Raw genomic sequence first — 18,559 nt, 5'->3', positions numbered from 1 at the left:
CCTCAGAAACCTTACCCCATAAGATTAGGTATTAAGTATTCAAAATTATTCGGACTTGGTCGGGGCGGGTTTAGGTCAGTTAGTGGTTTTAACCGCAGCGTTATCGGTAAAACCCGCCCCTACAGATTCAAACAAAGGACAAATGACATAAGACGAATGACTAACTACGCTTGCTGCCACATTTGTTGAATTTTAGACGGTAAAAACTCAGCAATTTCTTTGACTCGTTCCTCAGATAACTCGTCTTTTGTGGCAGAAAAGATGGCTTTAACCACCGTTTCTGGGCTGACTCCTTTGGGTAAGCTGGCTTCTTGACGGATTCTAAACAAGAAGGTATCCGCATCAAATTCGAGAGGGGGACGAATCCGACTCAGGAAGCTGACAATTGGATTAGTATCTTTCCACAGATCGGCAATTTCTTTTTGCTGTTCTTCGGCTGGAGTCGGTACAGATCCATCGTTTTGACGCAATTCTGATTCGACCCGATCTGAAGCGTCTGTGTTCATTAAGTCGCGCATGGTGCGGAACACTACTTCAGTGATATCACGGGCGTCGTAAATGTCTTCTAAGGAACCCTGCTTTTTGACTTTTTCTAAGAAAGCTGTATTGTCAGCCATAGTTTTCTCCTTGTGTTTCAGGTCATGGTTAAGGACTTTGAATGTCCTGATTTCCCAGTTTTATGTGAATGATCCAGTAAAGACAGAAAAACGATTTGTATGAATTTCAGATTATTTTGAGGATTTTTCAGGTTCTGGGTTAACACTTTAACCTAGGATAGCAGCGTTAGGGCTGGCATCTACCTCAAGAGGCATATTTTATTCGTCATACTCGCGGCGCGAGAAGCAAGCTACGTCATTCGTCATTCGTCATTTGTCATTTGTCGTTCGATCCGCGATTAATTTGGCAATTTGCCCAAGGACTAAGGGAACTAAACTCATTCCCAGGATGAGTAACCAACCCTGAAGGCTAGGGGCATGAGTTTGCAGGATATCAGAGAGGATGGGCAGATAAATGGCAATGGCGAGTAATCCAGTACAAAGGATGAGGGCGCCCCAGACGTACTTATTGCGGGTGACTTCGTTAACTAGCACCCCTGATCCGCGATCGCGCATATTGAAGACGTGCCAGAGTCGGGAAAAGGCGATGGTGAGAAAGGAAATGGTAACAGCCTGATTTTTTTCCAGTCCTAGCCAGTTGAATGCCAGGTAAAAGGAACCCAGCACAGGCGCTGCAATGATTAAACCATATCCCGCGATCGCCAACCAGTGACGCTTGCTGATAATCGACTCCTTGGGATCACGGGGGGGTTGTTCCATCAGGGTGGGAGATCCTTCACCCACACCCAGCGCCAGGGCGGGGAAGACATCATTAATGATATTCAGATATAAGATTTGTAGGGGCAAGATGGGTAAGGGCGCATTGACTAACGAGGTGGCGGTAACTGCCATAATTTGACCGACATTCCCGGATAGTAGATAAATCGTGAATTTGCGAATATTGTTAAAAATCGCTCGACCCTGTTCCACCGCCGCGACAATCGTGGAAAAGGCGTCATCTTGCAGCACCATATCTGCTGCTTCTTTTGCCACCTGGGTGCCTCGTTGTCCCATAGCCACACCGATATCGGCTTTTTGCAGGGCGGGGGCGTCGTTGACCCCATCCCCCGTCATTGCCACAATTGCCCCAGTGTCTTGATGCAAGGCAATCAGGTTTAACTTTTGTTCGGGAGATACCCGGGCAAAAATCGGGGTTTTGACTAAACGCTGACGTTCCTCAGAAGACGATTCATCGGGGCTTTTTAGGTCTTTCCCCTGCACCACATCCGCTTGTTCATCATCAGTTAAGCCTACAGCGATGCCAATATTCCGGGCGGTGACGGGTTGATCACCGGTTACCATAATGACTCGAATTCCCGCGTCTTGACATTCATCAATTGCCGCCCGTACCTCTTGGCGAGGCGGATCAAGTAAGCCCACCACACCTAAAAAGGTTAGATTTTCGTAGGGTTTAGCCTCTTCACTATTCACCCTTTTTTGTGCCAATGCCAGAATCCGTAACCCTTGCGCGGCTAGATCATTACTGCGTTGCTTCCAGGAGTCGCGATCGCGAAGTTCTTGTTCACCGTCTGGCGTTAAAATCTGAGTACACACCTCTAAGACCGATTCCGGTGCGCCTTTGACGGCAAAGCGATAATCACCATTACTTTTGTGCAGCGTCGCCATCATTTTAGTGTCGGGATCGAATGCCTCTTCCCGCACTTCGGGCATCTCTTCTAATAATTTTTCGCGCTCAAGTCCGGCTTTTGCCCCAGCAATCAGCAGCGCCACTTCCATCGGATCACCGACAACTCGGCTTTCATTGGAGTCCTCCGGTTGTAATGCTGCATTATTACATAAGACGCCAACTTCTAAGGCAGGACGGAGACTATCATGCTCTAAGGGCTTCAGGGTTTCATCGTCTTGGGTGAACTCTCCTTCGGGTTCTAATCCCTCCCCACTAATTTCAATATCACCGGAGTCGAGGACAACATGACTCACCGTCATCCGGTTTTCGGTTAAGGTTCCGGTTTTATCGGTACAAATAACGCTTGTCGCCCCTAGGGTTTCCACCGCCGCCAGTTTATTAATTAGGGCATTACGTTTTGCCATGCGCCACATCCCCCGCGCTAGGGCAATCGTTGCCACAATCGGTAGTCCTTCGGGAATCGCGGCGACAGCCAGGGCGACGGCTGTTTCTACCATCAGGCGAATATCCTTGCCCACGATAATGCCAGAAATGGCAATCAGGACGACAATAATCAGGGTGACCCAAATCAAACGGCGTCCCAGTTGATTCAGCCGTTTTTCTAGGGGAGTACGTTCCTCGGTTCCCGCTTCTTGGGCTAACTCAGAAATGTGACCTAATTCGGTCTGCATTCCTGTGGCTACAACCACCCCTTCCCCGGAACCGCGAGTTAGGGCGGTACCTTTAAATAGCATATTCGTGCGATCGGCAAGTTCCACTTCCCCTTCGATGGGTTCTGTGGTTTTGGTAACTGGAACCGATTCCCCCGTCAGGGACGACTCATTCACCTGCATTTTCGAGGAGTCCGTTAGGCGCAGATCCGCCGGAACCAGATCGCCGCTTTCTAGGAGTACCATGTCTCCAGGTACCAAGTTTTCCGCGTCAATCTCTTGCATCTGTCCTTGGCGACGCACTTTGGCTTTAGAACTACTCAGGTTTTGCAAGGCTTCCATGGAACGCACAGCTTGATATTCCATGAAAAAGCCAATAGCGGCATTAACTAAGATGGCAAAAACAATGGCAACTCCCTCAATCCATTGAGCAAAGGCAAAGGATAGAATGGCGGCAATGGCGAGAATCCCAATCACCAGACTTTTGAACTGTTCGATCAGGATTTGTAAGGGTCCTCGACGCTGGGCTTCTTGCAGACGGTTGGCGCCATACTGTTCCCGTCGCTGCTGTACCTCGGCATCAGAGAGTCCGTCATCCTCGGAGACATCCAGTTTCTTAAATAAATCTGCTGATGAAATTGTCCACGGTTGGTTGGGAAGATCCGCCATGATTGGTTTGATTGTGATTAACCTAACTTAGAGTGGGTAACGAATTTGGGGATTGTGCCAAGGGGGGTTAGAGGTCAGCGCGATCGCACCATCGGATTACCCTATTAGGGTTATATACTAGAGAGTTAGGCTAAAGAATCCTCCTTTTGAAGGAAGATTCAGCTCATTCGGGAGAACAAACGGCTCTAGCGTGGTAGAGCGTAAGCGTTACCCAATCGGCTAACGATGGCATTGAGTTTCGTTTCTCAACCCTTTAATCAGTCGCCCATTAATATTCTGCCTCCACCATGCGGTTAAATTGAATAAGGGCGGATTTTATTGTTCAGTTATCGGTAGGGAGGGCGGGTTTTGTTGTTCATTAATCGGTGACTAGCTGAATTGATTCCCTAAACCCGCCCCTACAGAGTTTTGGCTTTTTGTAACCGCTAGTTCTCGTTACACCAACCGATGATCTAGAATAGTCGGCAAGAACTTTAGGCAAAATCTTGTAACCGTTTTTCTACATGCCGACGTAACCCCAAATAGTGGCGATTGGAAGAATTAAACTGTCAAGTTGAGGGCTTTGTCACCTTGCTGAATTTTAAGGTCAAGCAGCTAGAGAAGTAATTGGACTTTGGTGTTTAACGACTGGAAACGAAATTGAGTCGGTTTTAACCGACTTGAGCTTTTAGCCAAGAACTTGAGTTCTTGGCAAATAAATAATGGAGGCTTACTGAAATGGAAGCCCAAACCCCCTTATTTTAATAGATTTAATCTCAAATAAATAAGCGGATTGGCTGTGTAAGGTAAACAAAGCTAAACCCCTCTGTTGGAAGAAGACTATCATTGAACATTACGTGTCATAATCAAGAGTGCCTTCACTTGTAAGGCTTGCGTAGAGCGAGAGATGAGTAAAGAATGTCCTCACCTGTCAAGAGAGCTGCTATATCAAATCCAGTTCATGACTCACACTTGAGTAGTAACGGATGGCACTATAGGATAGCAGTTGGATTGAACAGGACGATAATTAGGAGCTTGGCTTTCCTGGGAAACCCATACCCAGTATGGACGAGGGATCTAGCCACGAATTAACATGACTCAACAATACGATGTATATGGTCTCGGTAATGCCCTACTGGACATTGAATTGGAAGTTTCCCCAGAGTTACTCCAGGAACTGGGCATTGATAAAGGGGTGATGACTTTAATTGAAGAAGATCATCAATACCAGATTCTGAAACGCTTAGAGGGTCAATCAATGAAGCGCGGCGGTGGGGGATCGGCTGCCAATACAATGATTGCCCTGAGCCAGTTTGGGGGTAAAGCCTTCTATTCGTGTAAAGTCGCTAATGATGAAGATGGACAGGTTTACCTGGGGGATTTGCTCCGCTTTAATGTTGACACAAACCTGCAATACCATGCCCCCGAAGCTGGAATTACGGGTAAATGCTTAGTGTTTGTCACGCCGGATGCCGATCGCACCATGAATACGTTCCTGGGAATTTCGGCGAGCTTCTCAGAAGCAGAATTAGTCCCCGACGCGATCGCACAGTCCAAATATACCTATATTGAAGGGTATTTGGTCACGGGTGCTGCTAGCAAAGCGGCGGCGATTCAAGCCAGAGATCTTGCCAAAGCCGCAGGTCAAAAAATCGCCCTATCTCTGTCTGATCTCAATATGGTGAAGTTCTTTAAAGATGGATTGCTCGAAATCATCGGTTCAGGGGTGGATTTCCTCTTTGCCAATGAAAGTGAAGCCCTAAAAATGGCGGACACTGAGGATCTCACGGTTGCTGTTGATTACTTGAAAGGGTTAGCTAAGGGGTTTGCGATTACCCGTGGACCGAAAGGATCGGTAATCTTTGATGGACAAGAGATAATTGAGATTGATGCATTACCTGTTAAAGCAGTTGACACTGTTGGCGCCGGAGATATGTATGCAGGGGCAGTTCTTTACGGACTGACTCATGGTATGAGTTATGCTCAAGCCGGAGAGTTAGGATCTAAAGCGGCAGCAAAATTGGTGACGAGTTTCGGTCCCCGCATGGACACCCAAGAGACTCGTTCTTTATTAGAGAAGAGCGGGGGGAGATGAGGGAGATAGGGGAGATAGGGGAGATGGGGAAGCAAATGACATAAGACCAATGACGCTTAAAATCCCAATCATCCTATTTTGTTTTGATGAGAGAACTAAATTCTCTGTGTAATCAGTGTCAATAAGCTCTCACCTCCCCACCTCTATCTCCCCAAGAAATCCGTGAAATCAGTGTTTTGACAAATTACTAAATTAGGAGAACTCTGATGGTTCAATCAAATACCAACCCATTCAATGAACAAGAGCAATCAGCGGCATCCATATTGGCTGATCAAGGAGGGAACTATTCTTATTGCTCACTCCCTGAAGTTGCCCCGCGTGACTTGTCAAGGATTGTAGATCGCAATCGTGCCAATCTGATCCAATTTCTGGATAAGAAATGGGTGAACGGCACAATCTTACATTATTATTTCTTCGATCAGCCAACCTATTGGACAACGACTGAGACCGAAAAAAATGTTGTCCGTAAAGCCTTTGATGTCTGGAAGCAGGTGGGTATTGGACTGGAATTCAAGGAAGTGAACTCACCAGACGAAGCCGAAATCCGGATTGGCTTCCAGCGTGGAGATGGCGCTTGGTCTTATGTTGGCAGAGATGTTCTCAATATTGGACGAGATGAGCGGACAATGAATTTTGGTTGGGATTTAACCCGCTATCCTGGAGAAATTGACACCGCCATACATGAGATTGGTCATACTCTAGGATTTCCCCACGAACACCAAAACCCTAATGCTGGAATTGTGTGGGATGAAGAAGCCGTTTACGCTGCACTCGCAGAACCTCCGAATAATTGGGATCGGGACACCACCTATTACAATATCATTCGTAAAATTAACCCGGATACGGTGCAAGGGTCAAACTGGGACCCCGACTCAATTATGCACTATCCCTTTGGTGCGGGTTTAATTAAAGAACCACCAAAATATCGGAATGGTTTAACTCCAGCACCTGGGTTATCAGAACGGGATAAAACGTGGATCAAGCAGTTTTATCCACTCTTAGACGAGAAAGATTACACCGAACTAAAACCCTTTCAATCAGTTCCCTTAACCCTCACACCTGGGGAACAGATGAACTTCCGTATTGAACCTGATGCGACACGATCCTATACGATTCGCACCTTTGGTATATCGGATACCGTTATGATTCTATTTGAAGAGGTCAATGGTGAACTTCGCTATCTTACCGGGGATGACGATAGTGGCGAAGACTATAATGCCGAGATTAAGGTCAGGTTATTTCGGGGGCGTCGATATGTATTACGTATCCGTCTCTACTATAGCGATCGCGCTGGAGAAACAGCCGTAATGATGTGGTAAATCTTCACAGGTGGGGCGTTTTGAGTGTGTAGGGGCGGGTTTTACTACTAGAGTTTCTGACCTTACCCAGATGTGACTAAACCCGCCCCGACTTGATCCTTGGCTTTAATGCGTTGAACAGGGCGCGTAACCCAACGCCCTTGCTAGTTGGGAATGGCAGGACGAGTATCCTACCAATAGTCTAGATTAGGGGCGTTTTGGTCTTCTACCGCCTTATCGGGGGTTGAGTCTTGGGTAACGAATTGACGCGATCGCTTAGAATTAGGACTTGTTTATCATCCTGTAATGGAGTACCATAAGCTAAATTTTATAACTGCGGTTTTTCTCACCAATTTCTTTAAAAGACAAGTCTCATGTCAAACCAGGATAGTGATACAGCGGTAGTGATCTATGAAAATAGACCCAACTACGAGATTGGGGTTAAGCTTCTTGTCGTAAGTCTCGAAGCGAATTTTCCCGAAGCGAGTATCCATGTTTTTGCCCCTAACGCTACAGCTGACTTGCAGAATTGGGTTAGCGATCATCGTGTATCGTTGCATAAGCAAGTCCCAACTGAGGCGACGGGGTATAATGTGAAACCGGATGTATTACTCTGGGCGTTAGACCAAGGCTATGGTCGAGCAATTTGGATGGACAGCGATATGATTCTGTCTAGGTCTTTGCCCAAAGTGCTGCTTGAGCAACCGGATGATGTACTGGTCGCCTCTGAACTTCCAGGTCTGAGAGGTTCTAAAACTCATGACCGCACAATACCATGGGGTTTAGAACCAGGGCGCAGCTTCCCACGCGATCCATCAAGTTGCTGTTCGCGGGTGACGCAATCCCACAGAAATTTTCTGGAACACTGGCGGGATATGCTCAGAGACCCGAATTATCAGCACTGGCAAACTCGTCCAGGGAATGAACGACCGATTCATGCTAAAGGTGATGACAGTTTATTTATTGCTTTATTGGGTGCTAAACATTATCAGGCTATGCCGGTTAAGTTATTAAGATACGGGCGAGATATTGCCCAATGCCTGACCCTACGAGGTTATACTGTAGCTCAACGAGTCATGAGTTTAATACACGGGATGCCTCCGGTCATTCATGCAATGAGAGTAAAGCCTTGGTTGGCGAAAGACTCGGAACGGATTTACCAATCAGTTTCTCCCTATGCTTGTGTAGCTCGTCGTTACAAAGATGTACTGAATGAGACCCAACAGGATTGGTTAGAACCGCCTAGAAGTTGGGTTGGATGGTGGTATAAGCTGGTTAGGGGACATCCAGCTTTGAGTGGTTTACCTTTTGCGGTGCGAGCGCAGGTTAAAAGTATTGGGATTCGTTCGGTGATTCCTAAGGTTCGTTATCGCTTGAATTGATAGCCAATTTAGAGGAGACTCGTTAGAAAATAAAAAAAACTTACTCAAGTGCAACAATGTGTAAAAGTCTCGTCTAAATTTATTCATTTACCTTTTAAATAAACTTTAATGCCCAAAAGTATGACTACAGTTTATCTCCATATTGGTACACCGAAGACTGGAACGACTTCCCTACAAAATTTATTGTTAAAAAATAAGGAAAACCTATTAACTCATGGCATACTTTATCCTACTTCTGGTATAACTATAAATCCAAACTTTAACTGGTATAACTATAAATCCAAACTTTAACTGTTTTCAGTCAGGGCATCATAATTTATTTTGGGCACTAGATAAAGAATGCAAGGCTTACGATCCTAATGCTGGTGATTGGGAGGATCTTCATAGAGAAATTAATACAAAGAAGTCTGATTTAAGCAAGGTTTTAATTAGCGCAGAAGATTTGTCTACGATTAATGATAATCGACTTTCTCTACTAAAAGAGCATCTGTCAAGGTACGAAACTAAAGTGATAGTTTACCTAAGAAAACAGGATGATTATTTTATGTCATTTTACTGTGAATATATTAAATTGTGTCGTTATTGGAATAGTCCTATAAAATATATTGAAGAGAACAGAAATTTTGGAGACTATTATCAATTACTGGAACGTTGGAAAAAGCTATTTGGCAAAGAAAATGTAATAGTTAGAGTGTTTGATAAAACGAATTTAAAGGATGGATTGAGCAATGATTTTTTAAAGGCTGTAGAGATTAATTTAAATGAGATTCAATTGAATTTTTCTAGTCCAAATAAAAATATTACACCTAGTATAAAGCTTATTAAAATTATGCGATTTTTAAATGAAATTTATCAGGGTAGGCTGCATCAACCACGAGGGAAGTTAAAAAAGCTGTATCAACATACAGTTTTAAGCTCTGGCAATCCAATTTCCAGTATGGTCTCCAATTTACCTGACAGCTTAATCAGCCCTGAATTACTTACAACTCAGGAACGAATTGATTTGATGAAAGAGTTTGAAGAATCAAATCGGAAAGTAGCTCAAGAGTATCTAGGGCGACAAGATGGTAAGTTATTTGACTCAACACCCGATAATATGACTTGACCCATGAGTTGAGTAAGACACTTCAAACTGGGACATACATATAGCTAAAGAATAGAATATTCCGTACTTACTCTGCTAAACTATCAGTTTTAATAGCTCATAAAGCTTGCCCTTTGCCTCATTCTTCTCCGACTCAGAAAACAAGGATTCTAAACTTGACGTGCTTGTTTAAATCTTTCTAAAATCCCCGCGACAACAGCGTCCCCATCTAATCCTTCCCCTCGATCAAGTTCTGCAATCCCTATATCAATCTTATTGCGCGTTTCCTCTATCCATTGTTCATATTCACCCTGAAGCTTTTTTAACAAGTGAAAAGCCATATCAATTACTTGCTCCTGATTGGCAAATCTCCCACTCAGCACTTGAGATTTAATGAATTCTTCATGTTCCGGTTTTAAACTAATATTCATGGTTCCTCCTACAAGTTCAATAACTGCGCCATATTCTCTGCAATCTTCTCTTCCAACTCCCGCGCCTTACCATTAAGACTTTCGAGAATCTCACACACCCCTCATCTCCCCTCTACCACCAACTCCGGCGCACGACGTCGGGGTATTTCATAAGTTAAAAAATCATACGCCAACTTGGTCTTCGGAAAAATGGCTTGGGCTTCCTTAAGCAAATCCTCTAACCCAATGTTATTTCCGGGTGCATAGCGCGGGCTAAAATGGGTCATAATTAACTGCTTAACGCCAGCACTTAACGCCACTTGTGCTGCCATTGTTGATGTGGAATGTAACCGTTCAAATGCCAGTTGAGAATCCTGATGAGCAAACGTTGCTTCATGAATTAACACATCAGCATCCTGAGCAAGGTCTACTGCTCCATCACAATAAACCGTATCCGTACAGTAAACAAATTTACGCCCAATTTCGGGTTCTCCACACAAGTCTTTGCCCTGAATTTTACGTCCATCGGCTAGAGTGACTGCTTCTCCCCGCTTAAGTTGACCATAAATTGGTCCGGGTGGAATCTTTAATGCCTTGGCTTTTTCCACATCAAATCGTCCCGGACGATCTTTTTCAACGATGCGATATCCAAACGCCGTCACACGATGCTTAAGCGCTCCACAGATGACCGTATATTCCTCATCCTCGTAAATAATGCCGGGGCTAACGGTGTGTACCTGAGTGGGGAATGAAAAACGAGTATGAGAGTATTTGCCGCACGCTTTTAAGTAATCATTAAGACCAGGAGGACCATAAATATCAACCCGATCAACATTACCTGCTAAACCACAGCTAGCCAGTAGTCCCATTAAGCCAAAGATATGGTCACCGTGCAAATGGGTGATGAAAATGCGGCGAAGTTGACTGGTTTTGAGTTCACTGCGTAAAAGCTGATGCTGAGTGCCTTCACCACAGTCAAACAGCCAAAACTCTGCCCGTTGAGGGAGACGCAACGTCACACTGGACACATTGCGCGATCGCGTGGGTACTCCGGAACTGGTTCCTAAAAATGTAATTTGCACAAACTTGATCCTTGAACCTCTCTCGGTAAACAGACTCCCCTATTCATGTTACAGTTTGTCATTGGTCATTGGTCATTGGTCATTGGTCATTGGTCATTGGTCATTGGTCATTCGTCATTTGTAAATTCTCTCCCCCAGCTCCCTCTGCTTCCCCAGCTCCCTCTGCTTCCCCAGCTCCCTCTGCTTCCCCAGCTCCCTCTGCTTCCCCATCTTCCCTGCGCTCAATCCACCTCAATTCGCACCGTTTGCACACCCGCTTCCACAGACACCTCGATCACCCTCGGTGGCTTAGGTTTGGGCATGACACTGATTTCACCATTGCTTTCTAGACGAGCCATTTCCACCTGCGTGGGTTCGGTGATTTTTCCCTTGAGACGCAACGATGACTCTAAATCTCTGTCACTAATATGACTTTTTCGCATCGCCTTGCGATTCACTTGACCCTCACGAATTAATGTCCGGGGTCTACCTTTGACCCAAACATCAAGACGCTCAACATGAAACGCCAGTGCTGACACTAGCCCATGCATTCCCACTAAAACTAACGCTGCGCCTAATGTAGGAAAATAGGGCGCAGCCCCATTAATCGCACGACTCAAGGTAGACCCCAGAATCACACCCAGCAGCACATCCATCGCCGCGTGTTTACCGATAAAGCGGCGATCGCCAATCACCCGCACCATGATCAGCGCCGCCCCATAGATAATGGCTGCCCGTAATCCCATCTGCCACACATTGAGTGTTGAGGCTTCGAGTCCCAATGCCCAGCTAATTATCTCCCCAATTGCCTGCATTATCTTAATCCCTGACGTTAACTTGACGGTTCAGATCCGATCATCAGCACCGTAATCATACCTGCCAAGATAATCAAGCCAACATTAATCGCCAGCAATTCTAAGCCACCAACCCCCCGAAGTGGATCATGAGACATAAACGCGATCGCAGCAGCAGCAGCAGCAGGGACTAATGCCAAAGCTGCAACCGTTCCCACTAATGTATCGACTTTCTGTTTCACTAAAGCAATTGTCCCAGACACCCCCGCCGCTAAAGCCACCACAACACTATACCAACCCGGTTCTACCCGTTCTTCTAGTAGGGGTTTATTCAGAAGATTGTCATGAGAGGGTAAAATTTCGCTGGTGTTGAAAACCCATACCGTCGCCATGGCTGAAATTGTCGCCACGAATAGTCCGATTACAGCCACAGTGAAACCCCGTAGCGCTAGCCTAGGTTGACCTGCAACTAGGGCAAAGGCGACCAATGATAACGGTAGAAACGCTGGGGCAATAATCATCGAACCAATCAGAATTGGAATCGAATTGGTCAACAAGGCAATGGCGGATAAAATGCCCGCCATGCCCATTAACACTAAATAAGAGGGTGAAAGCACCACTTCTTCCGAGAGTTGCTGGAGAATCTTGGGTTCAACCAGAGGGGGCTGGGGAGTTTGAATCAACTCGTTTGGTTTGTCCATGATTAGAAAATAGGGAACAGGAACTAGGGAACAGGAACTAGGGACTAGGATTCTAGGCAATAGGAAATGGGATGGGAGAGATTTTCCCGACAGGAGATTATACCGCTGGGATCGCCCCGCACTAGCCGATGAGCAAGAAACATGTTAAAAATATGCCTGTCAATCTTTTTAAGGGATGCAATCTTAGCCAGAGCAAAAATCAGCGTGCGGATTCTTGGTTCCAGTATCGGGAACGGAATAATCTAGCGACGACCAAGATTGGCATTTCCATCTCTGTTAATTATGAAACCGAGAGTAGTCTTCGGATGAGGAAGTTTTACAGATGACATCTAGACGTTTTCCCTTCACTGTGGTAAATATGCTCAAGTTAATGATTCGCTCTGGAGGGCGTCATTGGTGGCTCTCTTTTTTATTGTGGATTATTTTAGTCAGTCCCGCCCAAGCTTTAACCGAATTACGGGTGGCGATTGAAGAGGGCGTCAGTCGCGTTAAGGTGGGAAGTTCAACTAAAGCCATTGTTCGCGATAGCGCGGGTCAACCTGTGGGAGAACTGGCGCCAATGAATGGGTTTAATGCTCAATCTGGAGGAAGTGGGGTTCAGTTAGGTAACTGGAGTTCGGGATCACTGTGGATTGAACCCACTGAGGATGGTTTGGTTTGGATAGGCGATCGCTGGTATCGAGGGCGGACTCGATTAGTGGCGAAGGGGGGGCGATTAACGGCGGTTAATCATGTTGACTTCGAGCAATATCTCTACAGCGTGATTGGCTCCGAAATGAGTCCGAGTTGGCCCCAAGAAGCCCTCAAAGCCCAAGCGGTTGCGGCTCGTACCTACGCCCTCTATAAACGAGCTGAATCAGGGAATAGCATCTACGATGTTGGTGATACGGTCAAGTGGCAAGTTTACAAGGGAATGGACACTGAAGCCGAAAGCACTCATACCGCTGTCAACGCCACAGCCGGACAGATTTTGACCTACGGCGGTGATGTGATTCTATCCGTTTTCCATTCCTCGTCGGGTGGACACACAGAAAATGTGGAAGATATTTGGAGTAAACCCCTGGCATATTTGCGAGGAGTTCCCGATTATGATGTGGGATCGCCTGTCTTTCAGTGGACTCAAACCTTTTCCGGTAGCGAATTAGGACGCCGAATTGGTGGGGTTGGGCGCGTCACCTCTATGACCCCAGAACGGACAACTCCCCATGGGCGCGTTGTCACCATGAGAGTAAAGGGAACAGGCGGTAGTAAGCGTGTCAGTGGCAATGATATGCGTAAGGCGCTGGGACTGAAAAGCACCCTGTTTACGGTGAGTAATATGGGGGGGAGTTTTCAAGTCAGTGGTCGCGGCTATGGTCATGGATTAGGATTAAGTCAATGGGGGGCGCATAATTTAGCGCAACAGGGTGTTAACTATCAACAGATTTTGAGTCACTATTATCAACAGGCAGCAATTTCTCAGCTTCCGTAACTCCAGAAAAAGTACCGCAAAAAGGGGAAAGATTAAGATGATTTTCCCTTTTTGGGTGGGGATGTATAGCGAGTAACGAGTAGGTTGGGAAAACGCAAGGAAACCCAACTCTGAAGGGGTGACAAGCAGCTCAAAAGCTTGGCAGAAAAAGCATTTCCCCCCTCTTCCCCTCAAAAAGAATGTCACTTATTGACCGGCTTATTGAGAATGAATAAGTGAATGAGAATGATAATCACCTGGGTGACGCTCCAAGAGTCTGTTGGTTATTTTTAATCCTTAAATGCTCCGCCAAAATCAGCACCCAGCAAGGGTTACAAGATTTTTGTGCGGCGTGCGATACTTGCTTCGCACACGCTTCGCGATCGCGCAATTAAAGGGAATAGAAAATATTACTTTTTGCCAAAACTGAAAAATGTATAGCAGCCCTAAATAGGTCGCAACAGATATAATAGAGCATAAATTAGAAAAATGGAAATCCGAAAATTTTTCAGTATGGAATTTTGCCACAACCTAAATAGGATTGCTATATAGCTATGGAGTAACTTCAAACATTCGCCAAAGTGAAGAGAGTAAACGGAAGAATGAACCCGTGCGATCGCGCCTTTTTTCTGGTATTATTTACAAGGGAAAAATCTGTCCGCCTGTAGGGGCGCACGGATGGTGCGCCCTTTACCAACGTGGCGTGCGCCCTGTCACAAACGTTGCGCCCAATGACATAATTGACCTCATAGACGATCACGATCGCACTCTCAAATCGCTATAGACAAGCTCTTACCCTACCCACCGATGAGTATCAAAGAATTGATTATCCATGAAATAGAGCAAACTCCAGAGTTTCTTTTGCAAGAAGTTCTGGATTTCCTCCGGTTTCTGAAGCTTAAGGATAAATCCCAAACATTAGAACTCTATCAGGTTAGTGAATCTTCTTTACAAAAAGACTGGTTAAAGCCAGAGGAGGATGACGCTTGGCAAGATTTGTAAAAGGGGATGTTGTTGTTGTCCCTTTTCCCTTTTCAGATTTGACTCAAGCGAAGAGACGACCGGCTTTAGTTGTTGCTGTATTGTCAGGGGATGATTTAATTCTGTGTCAAATTACCAGTCGGGCTGTGACGGATGAATATGCTGTTGTCATTGCGTCCGATGATTTTAGTTCTGGAGGACTGAGGCAGAGTAGTAATGTCAGACCTAATCGTTTATTTACGGCAGATAAACAAATTATCCTCTATAAAGCGGGTCAACTCAAGTTGGAAAAGATGGATCAAGTAATTGCCCGGATAGTGGAGATTTTGCAACAGTGAGTTGATGGCACGATTCCTGAGAAGAGGTTATTTTAGCCGGAATTGGAAGGGTTGGTTTTTCCTAGGTTTTGGGGTATACTTTCAATATGGAAAAATGTGTCCGCCCGTAGGGGCGCACCGACGTGCGCCCTTTACCAACATGACGTGCGCCCTTTACCAACATGACGTGCGCCCTATTTCCAAGTTGCGCCCTTTGTCAAACGTATCGCCCAATTATTGTTATATTAAACTCAATATATGATCGCGAATCGCATCCCATCTGCTCAACCCAATCATCACGCGATCGCACCCTATTCCAAAATCTTATCACCCCGCGAATCGCATCCCTTCTCTTCAACCTAATTCACACGCGATCGCACATCTAACCCCAATCCAAAGACTACGTGATCGCATCCCATCTGCTCAACCGAATCACCACGCGATCGCACATCACACCCAAATCTTACCACCACGCGATCACACTTTTCCCTTCAACCTAACCCAAAGGCGATCGCACTTCCTCCCCTCAACCCAACCCAAACGCGATCGCACTTTCTCCCTTCAACATTAAAGAGGGATCGCGCCTTTTTTCTGGTATACTTTCATCATGGAAAAATATGTCCACCTGTAGGGGCGCACCGACGTGCGCCCTCTTACAAAAGTACGCTCAATTATTGATACAATTGACTCAAGAGACGATCGCAAATCGCATCCCTCCTCTCCATCTCCCGTTCCCCTCTTCCCGCCTCAATTAGAACGGCAAATCATAGTCATTAATTAAAGCATATTGGGAAAATTCGGGGTCATCTTGCCATTGTGACGGATTTGAAAGCAGAACTACCAAAAATAGCTTTTGAACTTTGAATGCGTGAATTTTGAATTGGAGCAAAGCGACAAGGTGTGGGGGATTACCGCCTATGTTCACATTTTTGGTTGACCACGCCAATTCTCTACTGGCTGAAGCTCTCATTACTTTAAAATTGGTTCGCTCATTCTCTTTCTATTCCTTCCTTGTTGATCTTTTGCTTTTTTTCTATTTCACTTTGCTTTGTGATTATTTATTGCCGCTTAGCTCCTCTGCCTTATCTTCCAACCTTGTCTTGAGGTCGTTTGTTAGTTCTGTTTGTTCTTGTTTGCTATATTGTTCTATAGCTCCTTCATTAGAAATTTCATTTTTTAGATATTCTACATAGTTTTTGTATTCTTGTATTTTATTAGCGTTGTTTGATTTATTGATTTTTTCTAATATAACTTGGTTTCCCTTTTGGGTTACATAGTTAATTACTGCGCTTCGCACCTTATGAGAAATTGTACTGTTTCGCTCATATGGTTTCGATCTTCTTTTGCTTTTGCTCGGTTTCATTTTTCCACCGCTACTGTCTCCCGTTCGACTTCCAACTCCAACTGCTTTTTGTTGGTGGTAAGTGAATTCGATTTCTGGCAGGTTTCTAAATTTTTCTTCGTCTATATCTATTTTTATTAGCTGGTTGTCTGTTTCATCTATTTCCATTGGGTCTTTTTGTTCCTCTTTTCCATAGTTATCGTCCATGCCTATTAGTCCGTTGGCTTTACTCTTTGGTTGCTGGATTTGCCTTGGCATTGCTTTTATTTGTCTTTCTAGTTGGTTTAGTTGTGTTTGGACTGATTGGAGTTGGAAAAAAATTGCCTGTATCTCATTAGTCAGCTCATCCTTCTTGGTCAACTCTTTTTCGTTCTGTTCCTCCCGGTTTTGTTGTTCATTCCAGAATTGGCTTATATTTTTTTTGACCAAACTTTCCATTTCCTCCCAAAACTGCTTGATCTCGCTTTCGAGGTTTGATATTGAAGTCGTGAGTCCTTGCACTTTGTTTCGCATCGTTTCATTTTGTTGTCGGAGTTGATATAGTTTATCCTCTTCGTCCGCTTTTTCATTCCCGGTTGCTATATCGTTTATTTCCTTTACGCTTGTCTTAGTTTTATCTAATCGTTTTTTTATCACCTCCGTTTTGTTTTCTTGATCTTTGAGGGAATCACTTATTTCTTGTGTTCGTTTCTTCAGATTATTTATATTACTTATCCGTTCTTTTTTATGGTTTTTTACTGTCTTTTTGGCTGCGTCATCGCATTTTACTATTAGGTCGTTCCCATTTTGTTCCATTGTCGCCGTTCCCTTTTGCTGGGAGGCGGTAAGTATGACGGGGTCGGGGTAGGATATTATTTGTTCCGTCCCCCTATAACTACGCCAACGCATTTCTCCTTGCACCACCCATCTTCCCTGGTGAACGGGATTTTCATATAAGACTCCACTCTTCATTTCTCCATATCCCGGTAATATTTTTTTTGGGTCTTCTTCGTAGTTGAAGTTGGTTTGTGTTGGTTGATCGTGTGTGAATTCTTTATCAAGTATTGGCTGTTTATCTTTTTTCCAGTTTTCTTCTTTGCTTCCATCCGCGCCTAGTTTCTTTAGACGCATTGTATATATTTCTACCTTAAACTCTGCTGGTAATATATTCTGGACATTATTTGCCTTGGCATTTTTTGCCCCGGGATATTTCCCCCAATTTTGGGGTTCTATCGTGTAAGAAACGACCTTGTTATTTCCGAGGACTTCTTGCTTTAGTTTGTGTTCTATTTCGGTCTCCATTTTTTTGTTAAATGGCACCGATATTGGAACTAAATTTTTATCCTCTCCTGGTCCATGAAGTTTCGCATTTAGCATATGACCACGCACATAGGGCGCCCATTTCCGCAGTTCGGTCATCAATTCGGTCTTCGGCTGCTGCACACCTGAACCAACCGTTTTCCCGGGATTAGAACTTAATGGTTGAGCTTTCAGTGATTTGGTTACGTATTCGCTGATCTTGTTGTTATAACTGATTTTTATTGTCTCGAACGATACTAAAGATGGAGGTCTTCTAACATTATAATTTTTGGATAAATAATTGGCTAGTTCTTGCAGTTTGCTGGCTATTTCTTTTCCCCTTTCCTGGCTTATATTCTTTTTTATTTCTTGTCTTATGTGATTAACGATTTTTTTTACTGTTTGGTCACTGCTAATACTTTGTTGGGTGTTCAGGAAGTCTAAAAATGGAATTGGCTCAGGATTGAGCATGAGATGCGCTTGCTCTCCTTCTCCTGTAAAGAATAGGCGTTTCTGCTCCATTTCTCCATCCCCATCCACATCCATTAAAAACTTGGTGCTGATATCTGTTAGCCTCACATTTTTCTTATGAGAAGTTTCCTGTTGCGACTCAGCTTCCTGTTCTTGTGGAGAATTCCCTTCCTGTATCACCCCTTCGCCCGCATCTGACTTGAGTCTCACCTCCTCCTCTTGCATCTGCACAGGCGTCTGTTCCAAATTGCCAAACAGACTCCGCCGAATCTTATTCCGTACTTCCCGACTGGGAACCCCATACCCCTGGGATTGACTCAACCCAGTCTCCGCCTTCCCCTGAATCTCCCCAC

The 18,559-nt window shown here is 44.9% G+C and carries 16 protein-coding genes; 8 read left to right on the top strand and 8 right to left on the bottom strand.

All coding sequences use genetic code 11. From position 1 onward, the window contains the following. Window positions 1-164: 164 nt before the first annotated feature. Together RID53_RS10620 and RID53_RS10615 are read right to left on the bottom strand one after the other, a co-directional pair. Window positions 165-617: a DUF2267 domain-containing protein gene (locus RID53_RS10620; protein ID WP_446388070.1), complete on the bottom strand. Its 453-nt coding sequence runs from the start codon at window positions 615-617 to the stop codon at window positions 165-167. Window positions 618-866: 249 nt separating this feature from the next. Beyond that, on the bottom strand, window positions 867-3,563 hold the full coding sequence (locus RID53_RS10615) for a cation-translocating P-type ATPase (RefSeq protein WP_446388069.1): 2,697 nt from the start codon (window positions 3,561-3,563) through the stop codon (window positions 867-869). Window positions 3,564-4,635: 1,072 nt separating this feature from the next. On the opposite strand from RID53_RS10615, the gene RID53_RS10610 reads away from it, so the two are divergent. The 4 genes from RID53_RS10610 (at window position 4,636) to RID53_RS10595 (ending at window position 9,422) form a co-directional block, all read left to right on the top strand. Further along, the gene (locus tag RID53_RS10610) at window positions 4,636-5,637 is read left to right on the top strand and encodes an adenosine kinase (RefSeq protein WP_446388068.1); all 1,002 of its coding nucleotides are present in this window, start codon (window positions 4,636-4,638) and stop codon (window positions 5,635-5,637) included. A 206-nt stretch (window positions 5,638-5,843) separates the two neighbouring features. Next, window positions 5,844-6,956 (top strand): matrixin family metalloprotease, encoded by a 1,113-nt coding sequence (locus RID53_RS10605; RefSeq protein WP_446388067.1) that lies wholly within the window; start codon window positions 5,844-5,846, stop codon window positions 6,954-6,956. Window positions 6,957-7,309: 353 nt separating this feature from the next. Continuing rightward, a complete protein-coding gene (locus RID53_RS10600) occupies window positions 7,310-8,317 on the top strand; it encodes a hypothetical protein (protein ID WP_446388066.1) in 1,008 nt (335 codons plus the stop codon). Between the two features lie 508 nt (window positions 8,318-8,825). Then, entirely contained in the window at window positions 8,826-9,422 is a 597-nt protein-coding gene (locus RID53_RS10595) for a hypothetical protein (protein WP_446388065.1), read from the top strand. Window positions 9,423-9,571: 149 nt separating this feature from the next. Here RID53_RS10595 and RID53_RS10590 read toward each other — a convergent pair whose 3' ends face one another. The 5 genes from RID53_RS10590 to RID53_RS10570 form a co-directional block, all read right to left on the bottom strand. Then, on the bottom strand, window positions 9,572-9,832 hold the full coding sequence (locus RID53_RS10590) for a ribbon-helix-helix domain-containing protein (RefSeq protein WP_446388064.1): 261 nt from the start codon (window positions 9,830-9,832) through the stop codon (window positions 9,572-9,574). A gap of 101 nt (window positions 9,833-9,933) precedes the next feature. Then, window positions 9,934-10,893 (bottom strand): ribonuclease Z, encoded by a 960-nt coding sequence (locus RID53_RS10585; RefSeq protein WP_446388063.1) that lies wholly within the window; start codon window positions 10,891-10,893, stop codon window positions 9,934-9,936. Window positions 10,894-10,993: 100 nt separating this feature from the next. Further along, window positions 10,994-11,128: a hypothetical protein gene (locus tag RID53_RS10580; RefSeq protein WP_446388062.1), complete on the bottom strand. Its 135-nt coding sequence runs from the start codon at window positions 11,126-11,128 to the stop codon at window positions 10,994-10,996. Further along, the gene (locus RID53_RS10575) at window positions 11,115-11,687 is read right to left on the bottom strand and encodes a DUF421 domain-containing protein (RefSeq protein WP_446388061.1); all 573 of its coding nucleotides are present in this window, start codon (window positions 11,685-11,687) and stop codon (window positions 11,115-11,117) included. The genes RID53_RS10580 and RID53_RS10575 overlap by 14 nt, the downstream gene beginning before the upstream one ends. Before the next feature lie 17 nt (window positions 11,688-11,704). After that, a complete protein-coding gene (locus tag RID53_RS10570) occupies window positions 11,705-12,367 on the bottom strand; it encodes a DUF389 domain-containing protein (protein WP_446388060.1) in 663 nt (220 codons plus the stop codon). A 322-nt stretch (window positions 12,368-12,689) separates the two neighbouring features. Here RID53_RS10570 and RID53_RS10565 point away from each other — a divergent pair, with 322 nt between their 5' ends. The 4 genes from RID53_RS10565 to RID53_RS10550 all read left to right on the top strand — a co-directional run bounded on the left by RID53_RS10565 (window position 12,690) and on the right by RID53_RS10550 (window position 15,136). Further along, complete coding sequence (locus RID53_RS10565; protein WP_446388059.1) at window positions 12,690-13,838, top strand: SpoIID/LytB domain-containing protein; 1,149 nt, start codon at window positions 12,690-12,692, stop codon at window positions 13,836-13,838. Between the two features lie 520 nt (window positions 13,839-14,358). After that, entirely contained in the window at window positions 14,359-14,601 is a 243-nt protein-coding gene (locus RID53_RS10560) for a hypothetical protein (protein ID WP_446388058.1), read from the top strand. A gap of 23 nt (window positions 14,602-14,624) precedes the next feature. Continuing rightward, window positions 14,625-14,819, top strand: a complete 195-nt coding sequence (locus RID53_RS10555; RefSeq protein ID WP_446388057.1) for a DUF2281 domain-containing protein — start codon at window positions 14,625-14,627, stop codon at window positions 14,817-14,819. Beyond that, complete coding sequence (locus tag RID53_RS10550) at window positions 14,804-15,136, top strand: type II toxin-antitoxin system PemK/MazF family toxin (RefSeq protein WP_446388056.1); 333 nt, start codon at window positions 14,804-14,806, stop codon at window positions 15,134-15,136. The genes RID53_RS10555 and RID53_RS10550 overlap by 16 nt, the downstream gene beginning before the upstream one ends. 1,033 nt (window positions 15,137-16,169) lie before the next feature. On the opposite strand, the gene RID53_RS10545 is transcribed toward RID53_RS10550, so the two are convergent. Then, window positions 16,170-18,559 (bottom strand): DNA/RNA non-specific endonuclease (locus tag RID53_RS10545; protein ID WP_446388055.1); only part of this gene is annotated, 2,390 nt, incomplete at its 5' end.

This window comes from Coleofasciculus sp. B1-GNL1-01, from assembly GCF_040220235.1.
Taxonomy (GTDB): Bacteria; Cyanobacteriota; Cyanobacteriia; order Cyanobacteriales; family Coleofasciculaceae; genus Coleofasciculus.
The sequence above is the reverse complement of the archived record's forward strand: the minus strand, read 5'-3'. Positions and strand labels throughout refer to the sequence as shown.